24 protein-coding genes and 3 pseudogenes are annotated in these 21,238 nt (G+C 67.8%); 8 read left to right on the top strand and 19 right to left on the bottom strand.

From position 1 onward, the window contains the following. Positions 1-6 precede the first annotated feature (6 nt). The 3 genes from AB0383_RS47015 (at position 7) to AB0383_RS47005 (ending at position 1,210) form a co-directional block, all read left to right on the top strand. Positions 7-336, top strand: a complete 330-nt coding sequence (locus tag AB0383_RS47015; protein WP_364179240.1) for a hypothetical protein — start codon at positions 7-9, stop codon at positions 334-336. A gap of 204 nt (positions 337-540) precedes the next feature. Then, positions 541-849, top strand: a complete 309-nt coding sequence (locus tag AB0383_RS47010; RefSeq protein ID WP_364179242.1) for a DUF427 domain-containing protein — start codon at positions 541-543, stop codon at positions 847-849. After that, complete coding sequence (locus AB0383_RS47005; RefSeq protein WP_364179244.1) at positions 842-1,210, top strand: WhiB family transcriptional regulator; 369 nt, start codon at positions 842-844, stop codon at positions 1,208-1,210. Before AB0383_RS47010 ends, AB0383_RS47005 begins: the two co-directional genes overlap by 8 nt. 164 nt (positions 1,211-1,374) lie before the next feature. On the opposite strand, the pseudogene AB0383_RS47000 reads toward AB0383_RS47005, so the two are convergent. The 8 genes and pseudogenes from AB0383_RS47000 to AB0383_RS46965 all read right to left on the bottom strand — a co-directional run. Continuing rightward, a pseudogene (locus AB0383_RS47000) lies at positions 1,375-1,569 on the bottom strand (FAD-binding protein); the annotation flags it as partial. A 3-nt stretch (positions 1,570-1,572) separates the two neighbouring features. Next, positions 1,573-2,052 (bottom strand): hypothetical protein, encoded by a 480-nt coding sequence (locus AB0383_RS46995; protein WP_364179246.1) that lies wholly within the window; start codon positions 2,050-2,052, stop codon positions 1,573-1,575. A 68-nt stretch (positions 2,053-2,120) separates the two neighbouring features. Next, positions 2,121-3,551 carry an MFS transporter gene (locus tag AB0383_RS46990; RefSeq protein ID WP_366191002.1) on the bottom strand — a complete coding sequence of 477 codons (1,431 nt, stop codon included), beginning with the start codon at positions 3,549-3,551 and terminating at the stop codon, positions 2,121-2,123. Between the two features lie 111 nt (positions 3,552-3,662). After that, on the bottom strand, positions 3,663-4,529 hold the full coding sequence (locus AB0383_RS46985) for an aldo/keto reductase (protein WP_364179250.1): 867 nt from the start codon (positions 4,527-4,529) through the stop codon (positions 3,663-3,665). A 48-nt stretch (positions 4,530-4,577) separates the two neighbouring features. Then, entirely contained in the window at positions 4,578-5,195 is a 618-nt protein-coding gene (locus AB0383_RS46980; protein ID WP_364179251.1) for a GNAT family N-acetyltransferase, read from the bottom strand. 60 nt (positions 5,196-5,255) lie between these two features. Next, positions 5,256-5,630 (bottom strand): GNAT family N-acetyltransferase, encoded by a 375-nt coding sequence (locus tag AB0383_RS46975; RefSeq protein WP_364179253.1) that lies wholly within the window; start codon positions 5,628-5,630, stop codon positions 5,256-5,258. 82 nt (positions 5,631-5,712) lie between these two features. Continuing rightward, a complete protein-coding gene (locus AB0383_RS46970; protein WP_364179254.1) occupies positions 5,713-6,222 on the bottom strand; it encodes a hypothetical protein in 510 nt (169 codons plus the stop codon). A 402-nt stretch (positions 6,223-6,624) separates the two neighbouring features. Beyond that, positions 6,625-7,128: a thioredoxin domain-containing protein gene (locus AB0383_RS46965; RefSeq protein WP_364179256.1), complete on the bottom strand. Its 504-nt coding sequence runs from the start codon at positions 7,126-7,128 to the stop codon at positions 6,625-6,627. Positions 7,129-7,259: 131 nt separating this feature from the next. On the opposite strand from AB0383_RS46965, the gene nhaA reads away from it, so the two are divergent. From nhaA to AB0383_RS46950, 3 genes are all read left to right on the top strand, one after another. Beyond that, positions 7,260-8,672, top strand: coding sequence for a Na+/H+ antiporter NhaA (nhaA, locus tag AB0383_RS46960; RefSeq protein ID WP_364179258.1), 1,413 nt, complete (start codon positions 7,260-7,262; stop codon positions 8,670-8,672). Positions 8,673-8,788: 116 nt separating this feature from the next. Next, positions 8,789-9,379 carry a uracil-DNA glycosylase family protein gene (locus AB0383_RS46955; protein ID WP_364179260.1) on the top strand — a complete coding sequence of 197 codons (591 nt, stop codon included), beginning with the start codon at positions 8,789-8,791 and terminating at the stop codon, positions 9,377-9,379. Positions 9,380-9,465: 86 nt separating this feature from the next. Beyond that, positions 9,466-10,092, top strand: a complete 627-nt coding sequence (locus tag AB0383_RS46950; RefSeq protein ID WP_366190998.1) for a TetR/AcrR family transcriptional regulator — start codon at positions 9,466-9,468, stop codon at positions 10,090-10,092. A gap of 46 nt (positions 10,093-10,138) precedes the next feature. On the opposite strand, the gene ctaD is transcribed toward AB0383_RS46950, so the two are convergent. The 8 genes and pseudogenes from ctaD to AB0383_RS46910 form a co-directional block, all read right to left on the bottom strand. Next, positions 10,139-11,911, bottom strand: coding sequence for a cytochrome c oxidase subunit I (gene ctaD / locus AB0383_RS46945; protein ID WP_366190996.1), 1,773 nt, complete (start codon positions 11,909-11,911; stop codon positions 10,139-10,141). Between the two features lie 278 nt (positions 11,912-12,189). Continuing rightward, positions 12,190-12,516, bottom strand: coding sequence for a thioredoxin (gene trxA, locus AB0383_RS46940; RefSeq protein ID WP_220240252.1), 327 nt, complete (start codon positions 12,514-12,516; stop codon positions 12,190-12,192). A gap of 93 nt (positions 12,517-12,609) precedes the next feature. After that, on the bottom strand, positions 12,610-13,245 hold the full coding sequence (locus AB0383_RS46935; protein ID WP_364179262.1) for a CGNR zinc finger domain-containing protein: 636 nt from the start codon (positions 13,243-13,245) through the stop codon (positions 12,610-12,612). A gap of 216 nt (positions 13,246-13,461) precedes the next feature. After that, a complete protein-coding gene (locus tag AB0383_RS46930; protein WP_364179264.1) occupies positions 13,462-13,719 on the bottom strand; it encodes a hypothetical protein in 258 nt (85 codons plus the stop codon). Between the two features lie 110 nt (positions 13,720-13,829). Then, positions 13,830-14,734 (bottom strand): annotated as a pseudogene (locus tag AB0383_RS46925) (transposase); the annotation flags it as partial. A gap of 2 nt (positions 14,735-14,736) precedes the next feature. Beyond that, complete coding sequence (locus AB0383_RS46920) at positions 14,737-16,035, bottom strand: MFS transporter (RefSeq protein ID WP_366190993.1); 1,299 nt, start codon at positions 16,033-16,035, stop codon at positions 14,737-14,739. 250 nt (positions 16,036-16,285) lie between these two features. After that, complete coding sequence (locus AB0383_RS46915; protein ID WP_364179268.1) at positions 16,286-16,927, bottom strand: 3-oxoacid CoA-transferase subunit B; 642 nt, start codon at positions 16,925-16,927, stop codon at positions 16,286-16,288. Beyond that, positions 16,924-17,157, bottom strand: coding sequence for a hypothetical protein (locus AB0383_RS46910; RefSeq protein WP_364179270.1), 234 nt, complete (start codon positions 17,155-17,157; stop codon positions 16,924-16,926). Before AB0383_RS46910 ends, AB0383_RS46915 begins: the two co-directional genes overlap by 4 nt. A 16-nt stretch (positions 17,158-17,173) precedes the next feature. Between AB0383_RS46910 and AB0383_RS46905 the strand changes: the two are divergent. Further along, positions 17,174-17,416, top strand: a pseudogene (locus AB0383_RS46905) (glycosyltransferase family 1 protein); the annotation flags it as partial. Positions 17,417-17,466: 50 nt separating this feature from the next. Here AB0383_RS46905 and AB0383_RS46900 read toward each other — a convergent pair. From AB0383_RS46900 to AB0383_RS46890, 3 genes are read right to left on the bottom strand one after another with little or no spacing between them, the layout of a single operon-like run. Further along, positions 17,467-18,357 carry a glycosyltransferase gene (locus AB0383_RS46900; RefSeq protein ID WP_364190734.1) on the bottom strand — a complete coding sequence of 297 codons (891 nt, stop codon included), beginning with the start codon at positions 18,355-18,357 and terminating at the stop codon, positions 17,467-17,469. Beyond that, positions 18,336-19,190, bottom strand: a complete 855-nt coding sequence (locus AB0383_RS46895; protein WP_364190737.1) for a glycosyltransferase — start codon at positions 19,188-19,190, stop codon at positions 18,336-18,338. The genes AB0383_RS46900 and AB0383_RS46895 overlap by 22 nt, the downstream gene beginning before the upstream one ends. Then, a complete protein-coding gene (locus AB0383_RS46890; RefSeq protein WP_364190740.1) occupies positions 19,187-20,062 on the bottom strand; it encodes a polysaccharide pyruvyl transferase family protein in 876 nt (291 codons plus the stop codon). Before AB0383_RS46890 ends, AB0383_RS46895 begins: the two co-directional genes overlap by 4 nt. A gap of 71 nt (positions 20,063-20,133) precedes the next feature. Here AB0383_RS46890 and AB0383_RS46885 point away from each other — a divergent pair, with 71 nt between their 5' ends. Next, positions 20,134-21,102, top strand: a complete 969-nt coding sequence (locus AB0383_RS46885) for an NAD-dependent epimerase/dehydratase family protein (RefSeq protein ID WP_364190743.1) — start codon at positions 20,134-20,136, stop codon at positions 21,100-21,102. Positions 21,103-21,238 lie beyond the last annotated feature (136 nt).

Below are 21,238 nucleotides of genomic sequence, written 5' to 3'. Positions count from 1 at the left end.
AATCTCATGCCTCGATCGCTGGAGTCGCTCAGCCCGGCCGATGGTGAGCAGGTGGCCGACAAGAACCTGGTGGCCGCACTGACTGCCGGACGGATCGTTTACGACGACGGCGCCGAACAGGTCTTCGACCACGATGGCGCGACCACGTACACCGACCGCGGCCACCCGACACGCGGAGAGTGGTACATCGACGCCGACGGCCGTTTCGCCTCGTTCTGGCCGCCCACCTACCGTGCCTCGTACGACCTTCGCTGGGTTGTCGAGGCCGGCTCGATCGTCGGCCTGAGCTTCACGCATCGCGGAGACGGTTCACAGTTCACCGGGCGATACGCCTGACCGGCCGACCCTCATGGTCTCAACCGCCGAGCACCAGCGCGCGGAAAGCAACCCAAGTTTGCCGTCTGCGCGCCGGTGTCCGTTGTGCTGCCCGTTGCCCCGCACACCACAACCTGCGGGTGTCGCCCACACGGGATTGCCACGGGTGCATTCCGGGTGGCGCATGTAGTTCGCTTCAGTCCTCGACAAAGAGAGGTGTGCGCAATGGTGAAAGCCGTCATCGGGGGAACCGTGATCGCCGAGGCCGAACGGAACGACCTGATCTCCCTCGAAGGAAACCTCTACTTCCCCCCTGCGGCGATCCGGCAGGGAAGCCTTCAACCGAGCGCGACTCACTACACGTGTCCGTGGAAGGGCGCGGCCCGCTACTACGACGTCATCACCGACGGATCGCAGACCCACGACGCGGCTTGGTGCTACCCCCACCCACACCCGTCCGCGATCGAGCGCGTCGGTACGGATTTCTCCGGCTACCTGGCGTTCGACCCGCGAGAGGCGGACATCCTTGACTGATCCGCTCCTCGCCGCGATCCGTCTTCGAAACACCTTGCTGCATCTGGACAACCTGACCGATTGGCAGGCCACCGCGACCTGCCGAGGGGAAGATCCCGACGTGTTCTTCCCCTCGCCCGCCGCTACGGCGCAAATCCGGCACGCCAAGGCCATCTGCGCAGCGTGCCCGGTCCGGATGGAATGCCTGTACCTCGCCCTCCGCAACGGGCTCGACCACGGCATCTTCGGCGGGTTCACCGAACAAGAACGCAAGAGTCTCCTCCGGCGCACTGCCGCCGACACAGCGAACATGTCCCTGGCGGCCCGAGCCACTTCCCCGTGCGTCGCCGGCCGTCGGAGGCGACCGCCCCGCCATCCCTGAACTCGAGTCACGGACCCGGTCAGCCGGCAGGGATGTTGCGGTTCAGCCGGCTCGGGTCCGCCGACTCCGAAGCCGAACACCGCGAACGGCACGCCCCTCGCGGAGACGGCGTCGGCAACGGCAGGCATGGGGGCCGGCAGGCGCTCGGCCTCCGGCGCGAGGCCGAGCCGGGCCGCCTCGTCGATGACCTCTTGCCAGACCACGCCGGCACCGACGCAGGCCCTGCGACCCCGCACGTCAAGGGAGATGCCCCTCATTCGTCGCGTGGTGACGAGGACGCCGCCGCGAGCGGAGGAGACCATCTGGTGGCCCGAGTTCTTCACCGCGACCGGCAAGCCACGGGACGCGGCAAACCGCACGGACTACTCTCGTATTCGGCCGATCGACAGAATCGACGTGCGGCGGCGGAACGCGAGTACGGCCAGCAGGACGGTGGCCGCGGCGGCAACCAAGTGCAGCGTCACGGAGGCTTCGAAGACTCGTGCCAAGACGGGTACGCCCGAACGCAGCGCGACCCGGATATTGCCTGGCCCACCGAGCACGAAATGCCACAGGACACCCAGGATGAGCGCGCCGGCGGCCGAGACCATCACGAGGCCCGCCCCGTCTCGCGCGGCAACCCGGAGGTGGCGCGCGATACCGATCGAGGTGCCGATGATGCCGAACAAGACCAGGAACAACGGCTCCACGAGAGGCACGCCTCTGGCGAGCAACCCCAGCAGTACGAAGTCCACCAGCACGAGCGCCGCCTGCACGGTGGCCGCGGCCACCATGGCCCGGTCGACTCTCGCGACCAGCCGTGGCAGGCGAAGCACCGCTTTGCCGTTGACTGCGTCAGTCACAGGTTCCTCCTCCAGGAGTCCGGACGGTGAGGGATCGATACGGTCGAAACAACCTTTGCCGCCCGCGGCTATCGGGACAGCGGGTGCGGCGAACGGGCGACCAGAGGGTGCCGGTCGCAGGGGGTGTGGTTGCGGAAAACCGCGGCGGCAATCGCGCCTGCGGCAAACAGCGCCGTCGCGCAGATCACGCAAGCCAGGCGATAGCCGGGCTGGAACGCCTCGGATTGCACGTACGAAGCGCCGGTGAGTCCGACGAGCGGCGGAAGTGCCGCGATCCACAGCAAGGCGCCACCGCGCGCGACAGCGTTGTTGACCGCGGACGCGACGCCGACGTGGCCACCTGGTAGCGACGACAGCGCGACAGACGTCAGAGGTGCCACCATCGCGGCGGTACCGAGCCCGAACACGCACTCGAGCGGGATCACCCAACTCCAGTAACCCGTGTCGGGCTTGATCTGCAAGGCCATCAGCGCCGCGACGCCGCACAACACGGGACCGACGGCCAGTTGCCAACCGGGCCCGACCCGCGCGGCGAGTCTGCCGCTGGAGGGAGACAGCGCGAGGCTGATGATCGTGATCGGCAGAAGAGTGCTGCCGGCTTCGGCCGGGCTGTATCCGGCGACAGTCTCCAGGGCGATCGTGAAGATCAGGGAGAACACGCCGAACGCGCCGTAGACGATGAACGTGATCACGTTGATCGAGACGAACGACCTGGACTTCCTCAGCAGCGCCGACAGCATCGGTGAGGTCGTTCGCCGTTCGTAGCGCACGAACCCGATTCCCGCCGCGACAGCCACGAGCGCGCTCGCCAGTGCCCCCGGCCCGCCCGGGTTCGCCGGTATCGCGGTCAACGCGTAGGTCGCCGCGGCGAGGGTCACGAGGGCCAGCGCCGAGCCACCCCAGTCCATGCCGGACGACTCGTCGTCGCGCGTCTCCGGAATGTGGCGCACGGTCACCACCAGCACGATGACCGCCACGGGCACGTTGATCAGGAAGATCCACCGCCACGAACCCAGCGACAGCAGCCAGCCGCCGACGAACGGCGCGAGAACTCCCGCGATCCCGGCGAACCCGGACCAGGTTCCGATCGCTCGCGGCCGATCACCAGGTGCGATCGTCGACTGCAGGATGGCCATGCTCGCCGGTGCCATCAACGCTCCACCGATGCCTTGCAGGATTCGCACACCGATGAGCGTGCCCACGTCGGGGACGGCCGCGCACAGGACCGAGGCGAACGTGAACCCGGCCACGCCGACGAGGAAGATCCGCTTGCGGCCGTACCGGTCTCCGAGCCCACCCGCCAGCAGGATGAGCGAGGCGAGGCTGAGGGTGTATCCGGTCACGGTCCACTGAAGGGACGCGAAGCTCGCACCCAAGTCCCGGCCGATGTCGGGAAGAGCGACGGTCACCACGCTCGAGTCGATACCCGCGATGCTCGCGCCGAGGACCGTCGCGACCAGGATCCGTCGACCCTGCGCAGACCGAACCGGAAAACCCACCGGTGGCGGTAGAGCGACGTCCGAACCGCCCACGGTGAGTACCCTCCCTGTACTGACAGCCAGAATTTTCCGAACCCGTTCACCCGGCGCCTTTTCCGGAAGAGATCCCGCTTACGGCTTGGCCGCCAGTCGGTCGAGATCACCGACTTCGTGTGCCGTCAGGGCGATGTCGACCGCAGACACGTTCTCGTTCAGGTGCTGGATGCTCAGCGTGCCGGGAGTGGGGAGGATCGCGGGTGAGCGGTTCAACAGCCAGGCCAGAGCGAGCTGCGCCGGCGAGACATCACGCCGTCGCGCCATCTCCGCCAACGGACCGTCCTCACTGGCCAGCGTGCCGGTCGCCAGCGGAAGCCACGGGACGAACCCGATGTTCGCCGCTTCCGCGTAGTTCAGCAACGGTTCGGCCGCGCGATCGATGAGGTTGTACTCAGCTTGGACGGTGGCGATCTCCGCGAACTTCCTCGCTTCTTCCAGCTCGGCAAGCGTCACCTCCGCCAGCCCGATCTGTCCGATCTTTCCTTCACGCTGCATTTCCGTGAGAAGCCCGAGTTGATCGGCAATGGGAGCTTGCGGACTGAAGCCGTGCAGCTGGAACAACGGAACGCGATCGAGCTTCAGGTACCACAGTCGAGTCTCGATCTGCTTGCGAAGGAACGAGGGCCGCGGCACCGGTTCCCACTGCCCGCTCGGCGACCGAAGAAGTCCGCCTTTGATCATCAGCAGCAAGTCTTCGGGGAACGGGCTGAGTGCCCGCACAATGAGTTCTTCGTAGTCGAAGGGTCCCGACGATTCGGCGATGTCGATGAGATTCACCCCGAGATCGACCGCTTCTCGGAGCACCCGTGCTGCTTCAGTGGCGTCCTTCGGATGACTCCAGACACCGGACTCACTTATCTGAGCGGTCCCGAGACCGAGCCGGGTGATCGCGTGTCCTCCGATCGTGAAGGTGCCGCATCGATCAGGAAGGGTTCCAGGCATGATCTCGTCTCTTTCGCTGTCTTGTGGATTTGCGCCGGCATGAATCGGTCAGATGTCAGTGAGTTCACCCGGCTGCTCTCCTTCCGGCGATGCCACCCCCGCCGGCACGTCGAGGTCGTAACGGCGCAACCGGAACACGTCGAGCCTCGTGTCGTAGTACTTCTCGGTTTGGCCGACCCACTCCATCCCCATCCGCCGCGCGGCGGCCGCGGCGCGTTGGTTCGCCGGGCGCGACACAGCGAAGATCTCGTCCGTGCCGGCATCGAAGGCATAGTGAGCGATCGCGTCACCGACTTCACCGGCATAACCGTTCCCCCACCAGCCACGAGCGATCTGGACACCGATCTCGAAATCGATGTCGTCGGGCGGCAAGGGCAGCAACGAGACCGCCCCCACGACGCGTCCGCTCGCGAGATCGGTGACCTTCCAGCGACCGACCGGGGGCTCGGTTTCCAGGCCGTCGGCGACCCAACCGGCAACCAGCTCCTGCATGGCAGAGATGTCCGCAACTCGATCCATGGCCGGCGCCAGCCACCGGGCAACCTCTCCGTCGCCGAAGATGCCCAGAGCCGCTTCGACGTCGGGCATCGTCCACGGAGCAAGCTCCAGCCGCGTGGTCCGGATCAGTTCACCGTCGATGTCGATCGAATGCGACCCCGGAATCAACTCTGCACTCCTCTTCCTCAGCGATTTCCCCGATTCCGGGGCAGTTCGAGCTTCCGTTGATCAGCGTTCGCGCGGCGCGCGATCCGGCACGGTCGCCCGGCCGGGGAAGCGGTCGTCGACAAGCTCTTTGTATTCGGGGTGGTCGGCAATGTAGTCGGCCACGAAGGTGCAATAATTCGTGAGCTTCAGACCTCGGGCTCGCAGATCGTCCAAAGCGTGTTTCACCAGCCCCGTCGCGATACCTTGACCACGATGGCCAGGATCGACGATCGTGTGGCTGAACGTCACGCGCCGGTCACCGTGCGGGGCGTGGTAGACGATCATGCCGACAACCTGCCCGTCGACCACGGCCTCGTACGATCCGCCGTCGACGTTGCGCTGTACATCCATCTCGGAACTCACTTCATTTCTCTTGATGTTTTTCTCGAGCAGCACGGTCTGCGCCCTCAGCGCATGAAGACCGTTTCGGCAGCGTCAGACCGGGACGCCGCCGGTTGAGGTGCGACGCGCGGGGGTGTCACGACACGTGACGAGGGAGCGTGGACGGCGTCAAGGCGTGACTGAACGGCACGGTCAGGCGCCAGGTGGAGTCTGCGAGTGGCGAACGCGGAACGTCGAACGTCGTGCTCCACACACTCTCGGCAGTGCCCCCGTCGGAGAAGGTCAACGTCAGCTTGTACGACTGCGCGTCGGCTCCACTGTGGTGCGTGCCGCTACCGCGGCCCGCGAGGTGAAGGACGTCCGGCATCGAACTCAGCAGGATGGCGTTGATGCGGAGCTCGCGACCCTGTCCCGCCGGGTATTCCGCCGCACGGCCGGCAGCGCCCTCCCCAGGCCCGTGGGTCGTGGCGAGCATGACTTCGAGCTCGCCCAGCACGTGTGCACTGATCGAGAGCTCCAACCGCAACAGGCCGTCGGACTCGTGGTCGCGGGATGGGCTGCCGTCACCTGTGATGGTGGCGGAGGACAGCCTCAGCGGAAGGCCGGCAACCGGCGACCCCGACATGAAGCCCAGCTGCTCACTCACCGTAGCTGTACCTTTCGCATTCTTACGACGAAGTCCGCGCGTTCGGCAGCGTTGCGCACCCGACGCAGCTCCGTACTCCGGTGCGCTCATCATGCACCAAAGAGAACTATATAGTCCAGTCAGGGAGGGGGAGCAAGCTTCAGGCTCGCAGCCTTTGTCCAGGCCGGCGCGCGTCGGAACCCGTCCGGCGCGTGTCACCCGGAGGTCGAGATGCCGTAGGGAACTGCACAAATCGAAACCGGTTTCTCGCTGTTCACCCGACCGACATCTCAACGACGACAGTGATCGTGTTGTCGATCACGGGGGGCGATCAAGCCCAGCACGGAACCGGACAGTCCACTTCTGGCGAGGTGAACTTCACCGGACGCTCACGGCGCGAACCGCCGCGGCCGAGGCACCGGGTCAGGAGCTCGGCCGCACAGCCGATCGGAGCGCCTGGTAGCTGACTCGGCCTCGGTACGCACGTCCGTCGATGAACAACGTCGGCGTGCCTCGGACAGCCAACTCGGCACCGGAGGTGTAGTCGGCCACGACGGCGGGACGGAACCGCTGCGCGACCTCACCGGTGACGTCGCCGGCGCCGATGCGAGCCGCGTATGCCCGCAGGTGGACATCCGTCAGCTCGCTCTGGTGGGTCAGCAGCAAGTCGTGCATCTCCCAGAACAGCTCACCCGACGCTTCGGCGGCGAGAGCCGCAGTGAGTGCGTACGGGTGGAGCGTGAAGATCGGAAAATGACGGAACACCAGGCGGATCGTGCCGGCCGAGCTGTCGATCAACCTGCGCAGCTCGGGTGCCGCCGCAGCACAGTACGGGCACTCGAAGTCCCCGTATTCCACCACCGTCACCGAAGCCGATGGATCGCCGTACACGTGCCGGTCCAGATTGAACTCACTACGCGTCGCCACCCGCGATCCCTCCGTCACAGAACGGTCCACTCCGGACAGTGGCACCGCGAACCGTGGATGTCTCCAGGCCAACGCCCGATCTGATGGACGGTACACAACCGGATCGACCGCACGTCAGGCATACTCGGGCCGTGAAGGCCGACTCGAGCCGATTCAACGACGGGCTCCTCCCCCACCTGCCGTCGACGACCCGTCACGTGAGCATGCCACTGCCGTACGTGACCGCCGGCTTCCGAAGGTTCCTGTTCACCGAAGCCGGCAGCGCTGTCCTGCTCCTCGCCGCCACGGTGGCCGCGCTGGTGTGGGCGAACGTGGCGGGCGCGAACTACGACGCGTTCTGGGGACTTCACGCAGGCGTGGAAGCCGGCGGCGCGCACTTCTCATTGGACCTTCGTGACTGGGTGAACGACGTCGCCATGGTCGTGTTCTTCACCGTGGTGGGGCTGGAGATCAGCCGCGAGGTGTCCGTCGGCGAGCTGCACGACGTGCGCTCGATCGTCGTCCCCGCCTGCGGTGCGCTCGGCGGCCTGGCGCTGCCCGCGGTCCTCTACTTCGTGTTCAACAGTTCCGGCGCGGCCGCAGCCGGCTGGGGCATTCCGATGTCGAGTGACACCGCCTTCCTGATCGGCGTGCTGGCCTTGTTCGGTCCCCGCTGCCCTGATCAATTGCGGCTCTTCTTGCTCACCCTCGCGATCGGCGACGACATCGGCGCGATCACGGTGATGGCAGTGTTCTACACACACCACGTGTCCGTGGCGGCGCTCGTTGTCGCGGCGGTGCTGATCCTGGCGCTGCTCGGCCTGCGAGCGCTGGGAGTGTGGCGGTTGGCGCCTTACCTCGTCGTCGGCGCCGGGCTGTGGGCGGCCGTGGACGCGTCCGGGGTTCACCCGACCCTTGCCGGTGTGCTCATCGGCTTGATCGTGCCGGCCGGCGAGGTCGACAGTCACGCCCGCGAGCGACTCCGCCTCTATGGGCGCGCTGTGATCGAGCGCGCGGACACCGTGCGCGTGCGACTCGCCACCACCGCGATGAAGGCGACACTGTCGGCGAACGAGCGACTGCAGGCAATTCTGCACCCGATGAGCGCCTTCGTGATCATCCCCGCCTTCGGCCTGGCGAACGCCGGCGTGCGGCTCGACGGCAGCGCGCTGCGGGCCGCGTCGTCCTCCACGGTGACCCTCGGTGTCGCGGTCGGCCTGATCGCGGGCAACACCTTGGGCATCTCGCTCGCCGCCGGAATCGCGCTGCGGACCGGAATCGGCACTCTGCCCGGCCGCGTCCGCTACAGCCACCTCATCGGCGGAGCCATGCTGGCCGGCATCGGTTTCACCATCGCGTTGTTCATCACCGATCTCGCGTTCGCCGACCCCGGCCTCCAGCAGCAGGCCAAGGTGGGGGTTCTCGCAGGATCACTCTGTTCGGCCGTCCTCGGGTCCATTGTGTTGCGATTCCTCGGCGAACGGCTCCCCCTGTGCTCCTTCGACGAGCGGTTCTCACTCCCGGAGCTACCCGAAGGCCCGTGGCGGGACCCGAGCTTGGCCTGAAACGAAGGCACACTCCGGTGCCGTTGACCCCCAGCTTGTTGGACTGCATAGTCCATCTAGACTGTGTTCCCGAAAGCCGGCGGCCCGGCCTTCCCGGCAACGAACCTGGAGTGCGGTTGATCGACGACTTGTGTGCGGTCGTGGACGAGTTGACGTCCGACCCGTCGAACGCGTGGGCACGCGACCTCGGCTACCGTCCCGTGTGGGCCGGGTCGCCGGCCTCGCGGATCGCGATCATCGGCCAGGCGCCGGGCCGACGCGCCCAGGAGAGCGGTATCCCGTGGGACGACGCCAGCGGCGTCCGGCTGCGTTCGTGGCTCGGCGTCCGCGACGAGGAGTTCTACGACCCCTCGCTGTTCGCCATCGTGCCGATGGATTTCTACTTCCCGGGCAAGGGCAAGACGGGTGACTTGCCGCCGCGCAAAGAATTCGCGCCACGGTGGCATCCGCAGATCTTGTCGAGGATGCCGGACGTCACTCTCCGGGTGCTCATCGGCGCGCACGCCCAGCGGTACTACCTCAAGGGCCGATCCAAGATTAACCTCACCCAGACCGTGCAGTCCTACTGCGACTACCTCCCCGCCGAGTTCCCGCTGGTGCACCCGTCCCCATTGAACTACCGGTGGCATGTGAAAAACGCCTGGTTCACCGCCGAGGTCGTCCCCGAGCTGGCGCGCCGGGTGTCGATCGCGCTCGGACGCGGATAACGGTGACGCGGTGGCCGGCCTGGGCTCGCCCGGCCGAGTCGCATCGCGTGAGACCTCCGCGCACGCAGGTACGATAATCTGTCGCGGTGGTGGAACCGGAGAGCACAGGCAAGCCCGTCCGGCTGACGGCGCGCGGTGAAGCGACCCGGGCCCGGATCCTGCACGCTGCGGTGGACCTGATGACAGTCAAAGGGGTGGCCGCCACCACGCTCGACGATGTCCGCGCGGCGAGCGGCACCAGCAAGTCACAGCTCTACCACCACTACGCCGACAAGGACGCGCTCGTCCAGGACGTGATCGAATACCAGGCGGAAGACCTGCTGGCCTCGCAGGGGGAACAGCTGCGCCGGCTGAACTCGATCCGCGGGCTCGAGCGCTGGCGTGACGCGATCCTCCAGCGGAACGCTCTTCGCAACGGGGCTTACGGATGCCAGCTCGGCTCTCTCGCGAGCGAGCTTTCGGACCAGAACGAGCGGGCACGCTCCGCGCTGGCCGGCCACTTCGAAACCTGGCTCGGCCTGATCGCGGACGGTCTGCGGCGGATGCGCGACACAGGCAAACTGCGCCGCGACGCCGATCCCGAACGGCTCGCCATCGGCTTGATGGGCGCCCTCGAAGGCGGGTACCTGCTCGCGCAGACGGGGCACGACATCAAGCCGATGCGCATCGCGCTCGACATGGCCATCGACTACATCCGCACCTTCCAGGCGTGAGTCGCGGGTAGCGGAAGACCACAGTGGACCGCTTCACCGGGCGCGGCTATTGCTCGCCCGAGTTGTCCTTGTCGTGGCTGCCCCGCATTGTCGCGTCGACGAGTTTCTGCGACGGCGCGGCCTGGTGGCGCGACTTGCCGAAGAAGCCGATCTCACCTTCGGTGTGCATGCGCTCGATCATGTGCGGGTAGTGCAGCTCGAAGGCCGGGCGCTCGGACCGGATCCGGGGCAGTTCGGTGAAGTTGTGCCGCGGCGGCGGGCAGGACGTGGCCCATTCGAGGGAGTTGCCGTAGCCCCATGGGTCGTCGACGGTGACGATCTCGCCGTAGCGGTAGCTCTTGAACACGTTCCAGATGAACGGCAGCGTGGACGCACCGAGGATGTACGCGCCGATCGTGGAGATCGTGTTCAGCGTGGTGAACCCGTCGGAGCTCAGGTAGTCGGCGTAGCGGCGGGGCATGCCTTCGGCGCCGAGCCAGTGCTGGACCAGGAACGTGCCGTGGAAGCCGATGAACGTGGTCCAGAAGTGCCACTTGCCCAGCTTCTCGTCCATCATCCGGCCCGTGATCTTCGGGAACCAGAAGTAGATGCCGGCGAAGGTCGCGAAGGCGATCGTGCCGTAGAGCACGTAGTGGAAGTGCGCCACCACGAAGTAGCTGTCCGACACGTGGAAGTCGATGGCCGGCGCGGCCAGCAGGATGCCGGTCAGGCCGCCGAGGAGAAACGTGACGATGAAGCCCATCGAGAAGATCATCGGCGTCTCGAAGGACAGCTGGCCCTTCCACATCGTGCCGATCCAGTTGAAGAACTTCACCCCGGTCGGGACCGCGATCAGGAAGGTCATGAAGCTGAAGAACGGCAGCAGCACGGCGCCGGTGGCATAGAGGTGGTGCGCCCACACGGAGACACTGAGCGCCGCGATGGCCAGGGTCGCGAAGATCAGCCCCTTGTAACCGTAGAGAGGCTTGCGGCTGAAGACCGGGAAGATCTCCGACACGATCCCGAAGAACGGCAGCGCGATGATGTACACCTCGGGGTGACCGAAGAACCAGAACAGGTGTTGCCAGAGGATCACCCCCCCGTTGGCCGGGTCGAAGACGTGCGCGCCCAACCGACGATCTGCCTCCAGGCCGAAGAGCGCGGCCGTGAGGATCGGGAAGGCGATGAGGATCAGGATGCTGGTGACGAGGATATTCCAGGTGAAGATGGGCATCCGGTACATCGTCATGCCCGGCGCGCGCAGGCAGACCACGGTGGTGATCATGTTGACCGCACCGAGGATCGTGCCCAGACCGGACACGATCAGGCCGCAGATCCACATGTCCGTGCCGGGGCCTGGAGTGTGGACGGCCTCCGACAGCGGTGTATACGCGGTCCAGCCGAACTCGGCCGCACCTCCCGGCGTCAGGAAGCCGGAGATGACGATCAGGCTGCCGAAGAGGTAGAGCCAGTACGAGAACGCGTTGAGCCGCGGGAACGCGACGTCGGGCGAACCGATCTGCAGCGGCAGCACGAAGTTCGCGAACCCGAACAGCACGGGGGTCGCATACATCAGCAGCATGATCGTGCCGTGCATGGTGAAGAGCTGGTTGTACTGCTCCTGCGAGAGGAACTGGAGCCCGGGCCGGGCCAGCTCCGTGCGAATCAGCATGGCCATCGCACCGCCGGCCATGAAGAAGGCGAACGCCGTGACCAGGTACATCACGCCGATCTGCTTGTGGTCCGTCGTCCGCATCAGCCGAAGAAGCGCCGTGCCCTTCGGGGAAACGCGTGCGGGATACGGCCGCGTCGCGATCGACGTGGGCGCGATCGTCCTCATTGGTTTCCTCCGGCTGAATGCTGCACTGGCTGGTTTTTCGATCCCGGGCCGGGGCCGGGCACCGTTCGACGGCACCCGTCCCGCCGGATCTCCCCGGGAGAACTCACCTTTGACGAAATCCGGGCAGTCCGTGAGCCCCGGCTCCGCTCAGGCGGACCTGCTTCGTCTCCGGGGTCACCACGACCTCGGCGAGACCTTACGTGGACTATATAGTCCTAATCAAGTCTGCGAGGCGATTCTCGCAGCCCAGGTTTCTCAGCGGTTGGGCGCGGCCTCGATCAGAGGACGTCCTTCAGGTCGGACAGCAGAGCCGCCTTCGGCTTCGCGCCGACGATCTGCTTCACCGGCTTGCCACCCTGGAACAGGATCAGGGTCGGGATGGACATCACCTGGTAGTCACGCGCCGTGTTCGGGTTCTCGTCGATGTCGAGCTTCGCGACGGTCAGCTTCTCGCCGTTCTCGGCCGCGATCTCCTCGAGTACCGGGGCGACCATCTTACAAGGCCCGCACCAGGTCGCCCAGAAGTCGACGAGGACCGGCTTCTCGCTGGTCAGGACGTCGTCCACGAACGACTTGTCGGTCACCTTGACGGTGTTGTTGCCCATGGTTTCTCCTTCGGGTGGTCGGTATCGAAAAGTCAGTGGGTGCCGGCGCCGAGAGCGGTTCCGAGACGTTTCGTTGTCGCGGTCCCGTGCCGATCAGCCGATCAAGTTCGACGACTGCTTGTTGTTGAACCGTGCGACGCGCGCCCTGTTTCCACAACCCTGCGAGCACCACCTTCGCCGTCCGTGGCCGGACAGGTAGTAGTTCGCGCAGCCCGGTGCGAGGCAGGCCCGCAGGCGCTTCCGCTCTTCGCCGCCGAAAAGGCGTACGGCGTGGAGCGCCACGAGCGAACTCACCGCGATGCCGCCGGGCAGGTCGCCCTGGAGCGCGATCGTCGGTACGCCCGCACCGGGCCACACCAGGGCTGACGACGCAGCCGCATGGGCCGCGGTGTTGTTGAGCAGGTCCACCGCGGCCTGGTGGCCAGGCAAGTCGGACACCACCCCGGCCGGTCGCTCGTCCGCTGTTGCGTCGGAAGCGAGCCGTCTCAGCGCATCGCGGAGCCGGCGCAGGTCGAATGCCGTCTCCTTCACGCTCAACGGGCTTGCGCAAGGCAGCCAGTGGTCGAGCGACCTCGGACGTTGCTCAAGACGCGGAACGATCTCACGAATCCACTCGAGTGCACCGTCCGCGGTGGTGAGCACGTCGTCGGTACCCTTGCCGCTCCCCCACACGGTGTTCATCAGGTCGATCGGCGGTTCCTGGCCGGCGACCCGATCGCGGCGCGTCACAGCGCCCCGCGCAACGCTGTGGTCGGAGTGTTCGGAGTGTTCGAGAACAGCTGTGAGGTCTCCACGTTCCACCGCGACAGCAGTGGGATTTGCCGGAGACCCGCTGCACTCGCTGCGAGCAGAGCCTTGCCGGCGGAGTGCAGTCGCGTGTTCGATTCCGCCATACACCTCTCCTCTGCGCTGGTCTTCTTGTCGGCGTCAGCCGATGGCCGGCTCTTACCGCCGGCCGACGCCGACACACCGGGCAGCGAGTGTCAGGAACCGCGCCGCGTCCGCGGCGAGCACGGCGGAGGCAAGGACGATCAAACCCGCCGTGAGGAACACCGCCTGCAGGGTTGTCGATGAAACGAGGATCGCGTCGACACCGGATCCCACCGCCAGGGCTATCTGAAGGTTCGTCACATTCACCGCCGACGCGGCCTCCGGGGTTTCCGGGGCCGCGTCGAGTATCCAGACCAGCGTTCCCGGGTTCACAATTCCCCAGAACAAGCCCCACAGCCCGAACAACCGGCCGGCCAGGGCAAGGTGCCCGCGTTCGCCAGCGCGATGAGCAGTGCGGCCACGACCGTCGCCGCCCCGTTGAAGACCTGATAATGATCGGGTCCGGCTTCGTTTTTGGCCTGCTGGAGGCATTCCTCGATCCGCCATCGGGGGCCGGCGATCCAGGCCAGGTCCAGCAGCGTGACGCGGCGGGGTCCGTAGCAGACTTAGTAGGCGATCTCGGTCGAGTCGGTGACTTTGCGGCGGGCGAGCAGCCGGTGCCCGCCCAGGTTGCCAGCCGATCCGGATCGGCACTCGCGCCCAGGCGTACTCGCGGGGCCCGCGCGCACCGGCCCCGACCGACGACCGCCCGCCACGCCCGGGCGGGCAGACCCGCGATCAGCTCGTTGGCTCGGGCTTGGCGACCACCGGTGGTGGCCAAGATGTCGTTGACCTTGGTGGCCAGTACGTGCGCGGCATCGTGGGCTTTAGCTCCGACCGCAGGTACTTGACCTGCCCGGAGGCCTCATCGGCGGTGATCCAGGCGAACGGCACCTTCGCCTCGAAGGCCCGTGCCGGCATCGCCAGGGCTTGGCGCGGCTTGGTCTCGAACTCGGCGCCCTCCGGGATCCCGCGCGCCGGCATCGGTCCTGGTCAGCGATCCACGGCTCGGGCAGATTCAGCTCGCGGTCGATCAGCGCATGCCCGTCGGCACTGCCATAAGCCAGGAACGTCCCGATCTGACAGTTCTCGATCCGCCCGGCAGTCCTCGCACATCGTCGCGGACCCCGTCGACGTCCCAGTCCGCCCAGCGCAGCAGGCGCTGCATCCCGTCCGGCGACACCCCGCCGGCCTGCTCGGCCGGCGTCCAACCGTTCTTCCGCTCCAGGCCTGCCACCAGCCCGGACACATACTCCCGCACACGCGCACGCGGCTCCGACCGCCTGAACCGGCCCGCAATCCACGCATGCACCCGATCCAGCCACAACACCACCAGCTGCCGTTGCAGTACTAGCCTCGTTGTGGGGATTGACCATCGGGCACGGACTCCAGCGGCGCACCGGTGGTCTCGGGTCCGAACACCGCGACGATCGCGCCGGCGCCGACCCAGCACACTGCGACCGCGACGAACACTGCGGTGTAGCCCCAGGCGGTGTAGATGGCGGGGATGAGCATCGGCCCGACCACATTGGCCAGCCGGCCTGCGCCGTAGGACATCCCGCAGCCGAAAGCGCGCGCGTGCATCGGGAACACCTCGGGGGTGTAGGTGTAGATCAACGCCACGAAGGTCTGGCTGAGCAAGGACACCAGCAGGCCGAACACGATGATCCCGGCCGGGCCCGAGCTGAATCCGTAGGCGATTCCGAACGCCGCGATCACGGTCGAGGTGGCCGCCATCGTCCATTTTCGAGAGAACCGGTCGGAGATCGCGCGGGCCAGCAGCGCGCCGGGAACCGCACCGATGGTGGTGATCGCGGAGAACGTCAACGAGGTGGTCAGCGACAAGCCGTGCTCGGCCAGCAGCGCCGGAACCCACGCGGCGAAGGCATAGAACCCCAGCATCGCCAAGATCCAGGTCGCGAGCATCACCGCTGTGCGGCGACGCAGCCGCCGCCCCGCCAGCGCGGCGAGGGCCTCGAGACTCGTGTCGCGACGCTTGGCGGTGTTCTCGGCCAGGGTGAGGTGCGGATCCCCCAGCTTCGTCATGACCTCGCGTGCTTCGGCGGTGCGACCGGTGTAGAGCAGCCAACGCGGCGATTCGGGCAGCCGTGCCAGCGCCGGCACCGCCAGCAGACCCAAACCGCCGACGACGAACACGATGCGCCAGCCGTCGGCACCGAGCGGAACCACGCCACGGGCCAGGAAAGCGATGGCCGGAATGCCGGCCAGGCCGACGGCCAGCGTCGTGGACTGGGCCCGGCCCCGGTGGGCCGCGGGCATCGTCTCGCTGAGGAAGCTGATCGCGCACACCGTCATCGCCGACAGCCCCACCCCGGTGCAGAAGCGCAGTCCGGCCATGACCCACACGCCCGTCCCCGCGGCGGTCAGGAGGGAGAACACCGAGAACAGAGCGGTAGCCCAGGTGAGCGTGCGGCGGCGGCCGATCCGGTCACTGACCCGGCCGGCGAGCACCGCGCCGCAGAACATTCCGAGAAACCCCGCCGAGGTCACCATGGCGACATCGTCCAGGCTGTACCCGGCGAATCTCTTCAACGCGGGAGCCGCGTAAGAGAACGTGTTCAAGTCCGCGAATTCGAAAAACAAGACGGCCGCGACCGTCCAAACGATTCTTTTGTGCACGCGGGTCATTGCGGGACGGGCGGCCACCGGCGATTCCGTTGGCGACTGCGGCAAAGGATCACGCATGAATTTCTCCGACGTCGTTGTCTTCGATGGGGAGGGTGGTTCGAGTCACATTGCCGGAATGGAGCACCGGAAACAAGTCCTGCACGGAAATCCACAAAGGAATACGCCGATGCGATTCCGTATCTCGCCGAGCGGCGGCTTCCCGCGGATGTGTTCTGCTCGTCGGAAAGCGTACGGCTGAGCCGCACCAGGGCTACCGGGGGAGGAATCGCCCGGTAGCGGGACGCAGCAGCGCCGCCAGTTCGTCGTCGATCGACACTCCCGGCGCGAGTTCTCGCACGGCGAAGTGATCACCGCGGACGTCGAGAACGCCGATGTCCGCGATGACCGTCGTGACGCAGCCGCGTGCGGTCAGCGGGAGGCCGCATCGGCGGACGAGTTTCAAGTTGCCGTCGCGGGTGCGGTGGGTCATCACCGCGAGCACCTTCCCGGCTCCACTGGCGAGATCCATCGCACCGCCGATGCCCTTGACGACCGAGCCGCCGTCGGTCCAGTTCGCCAGGTCGCCCGCCACCGAGACTTGCATGGCCCCGAGCACCGCGACGTCGATGTGCCCGCCACGGATCATGGCGAAGGAAGTGGCCGAGTCGAAGAACGAGGCACCGTTCACCGTGGTCACGGTTTCCTTCCCGGCGTTGATCAGATCGGGGTCTTCTCGCCCCGGGGCCGGGTGGCCGCCCAAGCCCAGGATTCCGTTCTCGGAGTGCAGCACGATCGGCCGGTCCCGGACGTGGTCGGCGATCAGCGTCGGGATGCCGATGCCCAGGTTGACGTGCTGGCCGTCGCGCAGCTCGGCAGCGGCGCGGGCGGCGATCTGCTCACGGGACCACGTCATGACGCGCGTTTCCCTTCCTCGGCGACTCGCGGATGCGCGACGCGCAGCCGTTCGATCGGTTTGTGCATCCGCGCGCCGACGGGCAGCACCCTGGAAACGAACACGCCGGGCAGATGAACGTCGTCGGCACCGATCGTGCCCGCGTCCACCACCCGCACCACCTCGACGACGGCGACCCGGGCGACGCCGGCGAAGCGCTTTTCCAGGAAGCACGCCTTGCCCTCGTGCACAGTGAGCGGGCGTTCGGGCGGGCTCACCGACACCGTCGTGGACGGGGTCACCGGCCGGCTCGTGCGCCCGCGCCGCGCGAACGAGCTCGCGTCGCGGCTGCGATTGCTCGTCGAGGACCCGGCGCTGGGCCACGCGTACGGGGTCGCCGGCCTGGACCGGGTACGGGCGCGCTACTCGTGGGACCGCGTCGCGGCGGACACGGCCCGGGCATACCTCAAGATCGTGCCTGAGGTGGCAGCGACCGCCGAAGCGCGCTGAGGGCCACGGTTCCGCCCCCGAGTGCAGGCTCGGGAGCGCAACCGTGCCCCTCAGCCGACGTAACGGCGCGCCTTCGACTCACGCTGCGGACCTTCCAGCAGCCGCAGCCCTTCTTCCACCGCCGCCGGCACCACGCGACGCTCGGCCAGCACCCACGGGAGCCCGCGCAGCACCTCGCCCAGCGCGGCGAACGTCGCACCGTCGAACGGAGCCGAGCGGAGCACGTCGGCACCGCGGCGGGCCACGGCGGACCAGGGCCGGCGCAGGAGCAGCGTCCAGAGCGTGTTGCGGATACCCAGGCGCCGCCGGTGGCGGGGGTCGCGAAGCGGCGAAGGCGCGTGGTGGATCACGACATCTTCGGCCCAGGACATCCACCACCCGCGGGCGGCGAGGTCGAGTGCGAACAGCTCTTCCTCGCCGCCGAGCCACAACCGCGGAGAAAAGCCACCGACCTCGTGGAAGGCGTCGACGCGCACAGCGGTCAGGCCGGCCATGATGCCCAGCAGGGCGGGACCGGGGAGCCAGTCCGGGCCCGGCACGGGTGAGTTGCGCAGCTCGGGCGTGATGGGGTCCTCCGCCAGGCCTGGCTCGACGAGGCAGCGGCCGGTGATCGAGCCCAGGTCCAGGTGCTGATCGAGCAGCTCGGCGGCACGGGTGAGAGCGCCCGCTTGCCAGCACGTGTCGTCATCGCAGAACGCGACGTACGGCGTGGTCACCTCCGCGACCGCGAGGTTGCGCGCCACCGCTCCCAGGTTCTCGCCCAGCCGCAGCAGCCGGACGGCGGGGAACTCGCGCGCGACCATCTCCGCCGAGCCGTCGGCGGAAGCGTTGTCCGCCACGACGATCGGAGCTTCGTCGGGCAGGGACGTCATGTGCACCAGCGTCCGCCGCAGCTGGTCGCGGCGGTTGCGGGTGATGATCACGACCGAGATACGGCGCACTTCGCGGTTCCTTCCAGTGTTCGGGCCTGGTGTTCTATCGCGCCGGGCAGCACGCGCCTGCCGCGCAGCGCTCTCGGCAGCCGGGGCAACGCGCCCAGCACGGCCGACGGCGCGCTCCGGGCCGTGCGCCACACTTCACGCCACGGCCGGCGCAGCACGGCGATCAGCAGCCGGTTGCGTTCTTCGGCTCGGAGGCGCCAGGAAGACGGCGGCCGGGAGGGCGATGGGTGGTGGTGGGCGAGCAGGTCCTCGACGTAACACAGCTGCCAGCCGCGCGCGGCGAGGTCGTAGGACAGCAGCTGTTCCTCGGCCCCGAAGTGCAACAGCGGGCTGAACCCGCCGACGTCGAGGTAGGCCGCGCGGCGCACAACCGCCGAACACGCCAGGAAGCCGAGTACGAGCGGCCCGGGCGCGCCGTCCGGCCAGCCCAGCGGGCTGTGGGCCAGCTCCGGGGTCAGCGGGTCGTCGCGGTGCTCTGGACCGACGAGCGTGCGGGCGGCGAGCAGGCCGGCACGCGGGTGCTTGTCGAAGATCCGCTCGGCCTCGTGTAGGGCGTCCGGCGCCCACCAGGATTCGTCGTCGCTGAAGGCCACATAGGGCGTGCCGGCCATGCGGACGCCGAGGTTCCGCGCGGCGGCCCCCCGGTTGTGCGGCAGCCGGATCACCTGCACCTGCGGGTACGACTCCGCGACGCTTGCCGTGTCGTCACGGGAAGCGTTGTCCAGAACCACGACAGATGGTACAGGATCCAGTGCGGACAGTTCGGTCAGCGTCCGGTCCAGCTCGCACGCCCGGTCGCGGGTCGCGATGACCACTGTCGTGCGCGCCCTCACCGCGAGCCCACCAGCTCGCCGACCAGAACCGCCAACGCGGACTCGGGCGCCGGCGCGTCCGTCTTTGCCCGGGCGCGACTGTCCTCCGAGAGGCACCACGCCAGCCGGTCGTCGAGCAGGGCCCGATCGCCCGCCTCCGCAGCTGTGAGCACCGGCCAGCCGAGTGCCCGTCCTTGCGCCGTCACGTTGGCGCCGCCTGCCAAGGGGGCCACCGCGACCACCGGCACACCGGCCTTGAGCCCCAGGGCAAGTCCGTGCAGTCGGGTGGTGACCACCGCGTCCATTCTGGACAGTGCCGTGACGAACTGGTCCGGCGTCGCGCACCGCTCCCAGTCCTCGTGCGCCAGCCGCGAATCCAGCGGCACGCGGGCGCAGTCGAGGCCGGCCAGCCAGCCGGCGAGAGCCTCGTGCACCTCGTCGTGCCGGCCGGCGGTGCCGTACTCCGGTTGCCGCGGCGCGAGCACGACCCCGAGCACCGGCACCGCCGACGTGGACGCGCTCAACGACAAATCCGGCGCGGCCGTGGTGGCGTCGTCGCGCGGGAGGACGCGGTGAAAGCCGGTCACGGCGGTGTCAGCCGGATCTGGCACGGACACGCCCACTGCGATCCGCCGGCAATCCGCGTACCGTTCGTGCAGGTCACGCAGCTGCGGGCCGTGCACCGGGCCGCAGGCGAACACCACGTGCGTGTAGTCCTCGGGCGGTGCCGCACCGAGGTGCAACGTGCCCGGCCGGAACGCCGGGCTCCACGCGACGTCGTGGTCGATCCCGGCGGCCGCCAGCGCGGCGTCGGCCGCGCGCAACCCCAGGACGTAACCCGCGGTCGCTTCTCCGTGCAGGAAACTGGCCCAACCCGTGAGCAGAACTCGCATGATCTTCGGGTACCCGCCCGTGCCCGCCTCACACCGTTTCGCCCAGGGTGGCGCTGGGTAGCCGCAACCGCATGACCACCAGGCGACTCACGACCGACCGGGGAAACATCGCGGTGGTGACCGGAGGGGCCGGGTTCGTCGGCGCCCACCTGTGCGCGCTGCTGCTGTCCGAACGCTTCGAAGTGACCGCTGTGGACAATCTTGCGACCTCCTCGGCCGCCGCGCTCGAGGAGTTCCGCGACCACGAACGGTTCCGGTTCGTGCGCCACGACGTCACCGAACCGATCACGTTCGAGGACCGAGTTGACGTGGTGTTCCACCTGGCGTCCGCAGCCTCGCCGCGCGACTACCTCGCTCTGCCGATCGAGACCCTGCGCGCCGGTTCCCACGGCACGGAGCACGCGCTCGACCTTGCCCGCCGGGCCGGCGCCCGCTTCGTGCTCGCGTCCACCAGCGAGGTCTACGGCGACCCGCTCGAACACCCGCAGCGCGAGCGCTACTGGGGCAACGTGAACCCGATCGGCCCGCGCAGCGTCTACGACGAAGCCAAGCGCTACGCCGAGGCACTCACGTCGGCCTACCGCCGCGAACTCGGCGTCGACACGGGCATCGCGCGGATCTTCAACACCTACGGCCCCGGCATGCGCGTGAACGACGGGCGCATGATTCCCGCGTTCTTCACCCAGGCGCTGGCCGGAGAGCCACTCACCGTCACCGGCACGGGCGAGCAGACGCGGTCCATCTGCTACGTCGAAGACACCGTGCGCGGGCTTCTCGCGCTCGCGCGGTCGGACCACCCGGGGCCGATCAACCTCGGCAACCCCGACGAGCTGACCGTCCGTCAGGTCGCCGAGCGCGTCAAGGTCATCACCGGCTCCGATTCGCCCATCGAACGCATCGACGCGGTGGTCGACGATCCGCGGCGACGATGCCCCGACATCTCGCTCGCGCGCGACGTCCTGTGCTGGGAACCGAAGATCGACGCAGACGACGGGCTGCGCCGCACGGCGGCCTGGTTCGGCCGGGCGCCGCTACTGTGAGTAGCGACGCCCAGGGCTTTTGGCGGAATTCGTTTATCGGCGACTTCGCCGGGTAGCGCTATAGACGAACGCGGGTCCGCCGGCGGGCCCCCGGACGCCAGAGGCAGGTCGATGCGCATACTCGGGATCAACGCCG

Source organism: Amycolatopsis sp. NPDC051373 (assembly GCF_040689465.1).
Classification (GTDB): Bacteria; Actinomycetota; Actinomycetes; order Mycobacteriales; family Pseudonocardiaceae; genus Amycolatopsis.
Note: the sequence above shows the minus strand (reverse complement) of the source record. Positions and strands in the feature narration are given on the sequence as shown.

What these genes read in the sequence shown, in the direction of transcription:
- AB0383_RS47015 (WP_364179240.1), top strand. Translation starts at nt 7, where the DNA reads ATGCCTCGATCGCTGGAGTCGCTCAGCCCGGCCGATGGTGAGCAGGTG.
- AB0383_RS47010 (WP_364179242.1), top strand. Translation starts at nt 541, where the DNA reads ATGGTGAAAGCCGTCATCGGGGGAACCGTGATCGCCGAGGCCGAACGG.
- AB0383_RS46985 (WP_364179250.1), bottom strand. Translation starts at nt 4,529, where the DNA reads ATGCCTGGAACCCTTCCTGATCGATGCGGCACCTTCACGATCGGAGGA.
- ctaD (WP_366190996.1), bottom strand. Translation starts at nt 11,911, where the DNA reads ATGAGGACGATCGCGCCCACGTCGATCGCGACGCGGCCGTATCCCGCA.
- trxA (WP_220240252.1), bottom strand. Translation starts at nt 12,516, where the DNA reads ATGGGCAACAACACCGTCAAGGTGACCGACAAGTCGTTCGTGGACGAC.
- AB0383_RS46920 (WP_366190993.1), bottom strand. Translation starts at nt 16,035, where the DNA reads ATGACCCGCGTGCACAAAAGAATCGTTTGGACGGTCGCGGCCGTCTTG.
- AB0383_RS46915 (WP_364179268.1), bottom strand. Translation starts at nt 16,927, where the DNA reads ATGACGTGGTCCCGTGAGCAGATCGCCGCCCGCGCCGCTGCCGAGCTG.
- AB0383_RS46890 (WP_364190740.1), bottom strand. Translation starts at nt 20,062, where the DNA reads ATGCGAGTTCTGCTCACGGGTTGGGCCAGTTTCCTGCACGGAGAAGCG.
- AB0383_RS46885 (WP_364190743.1), top strand. Translation starts at nt 20,134, where the DNA reads ATGACCACCAGGCGACTCACGACCGACCGGGGAAACATCGCGGTGGTG.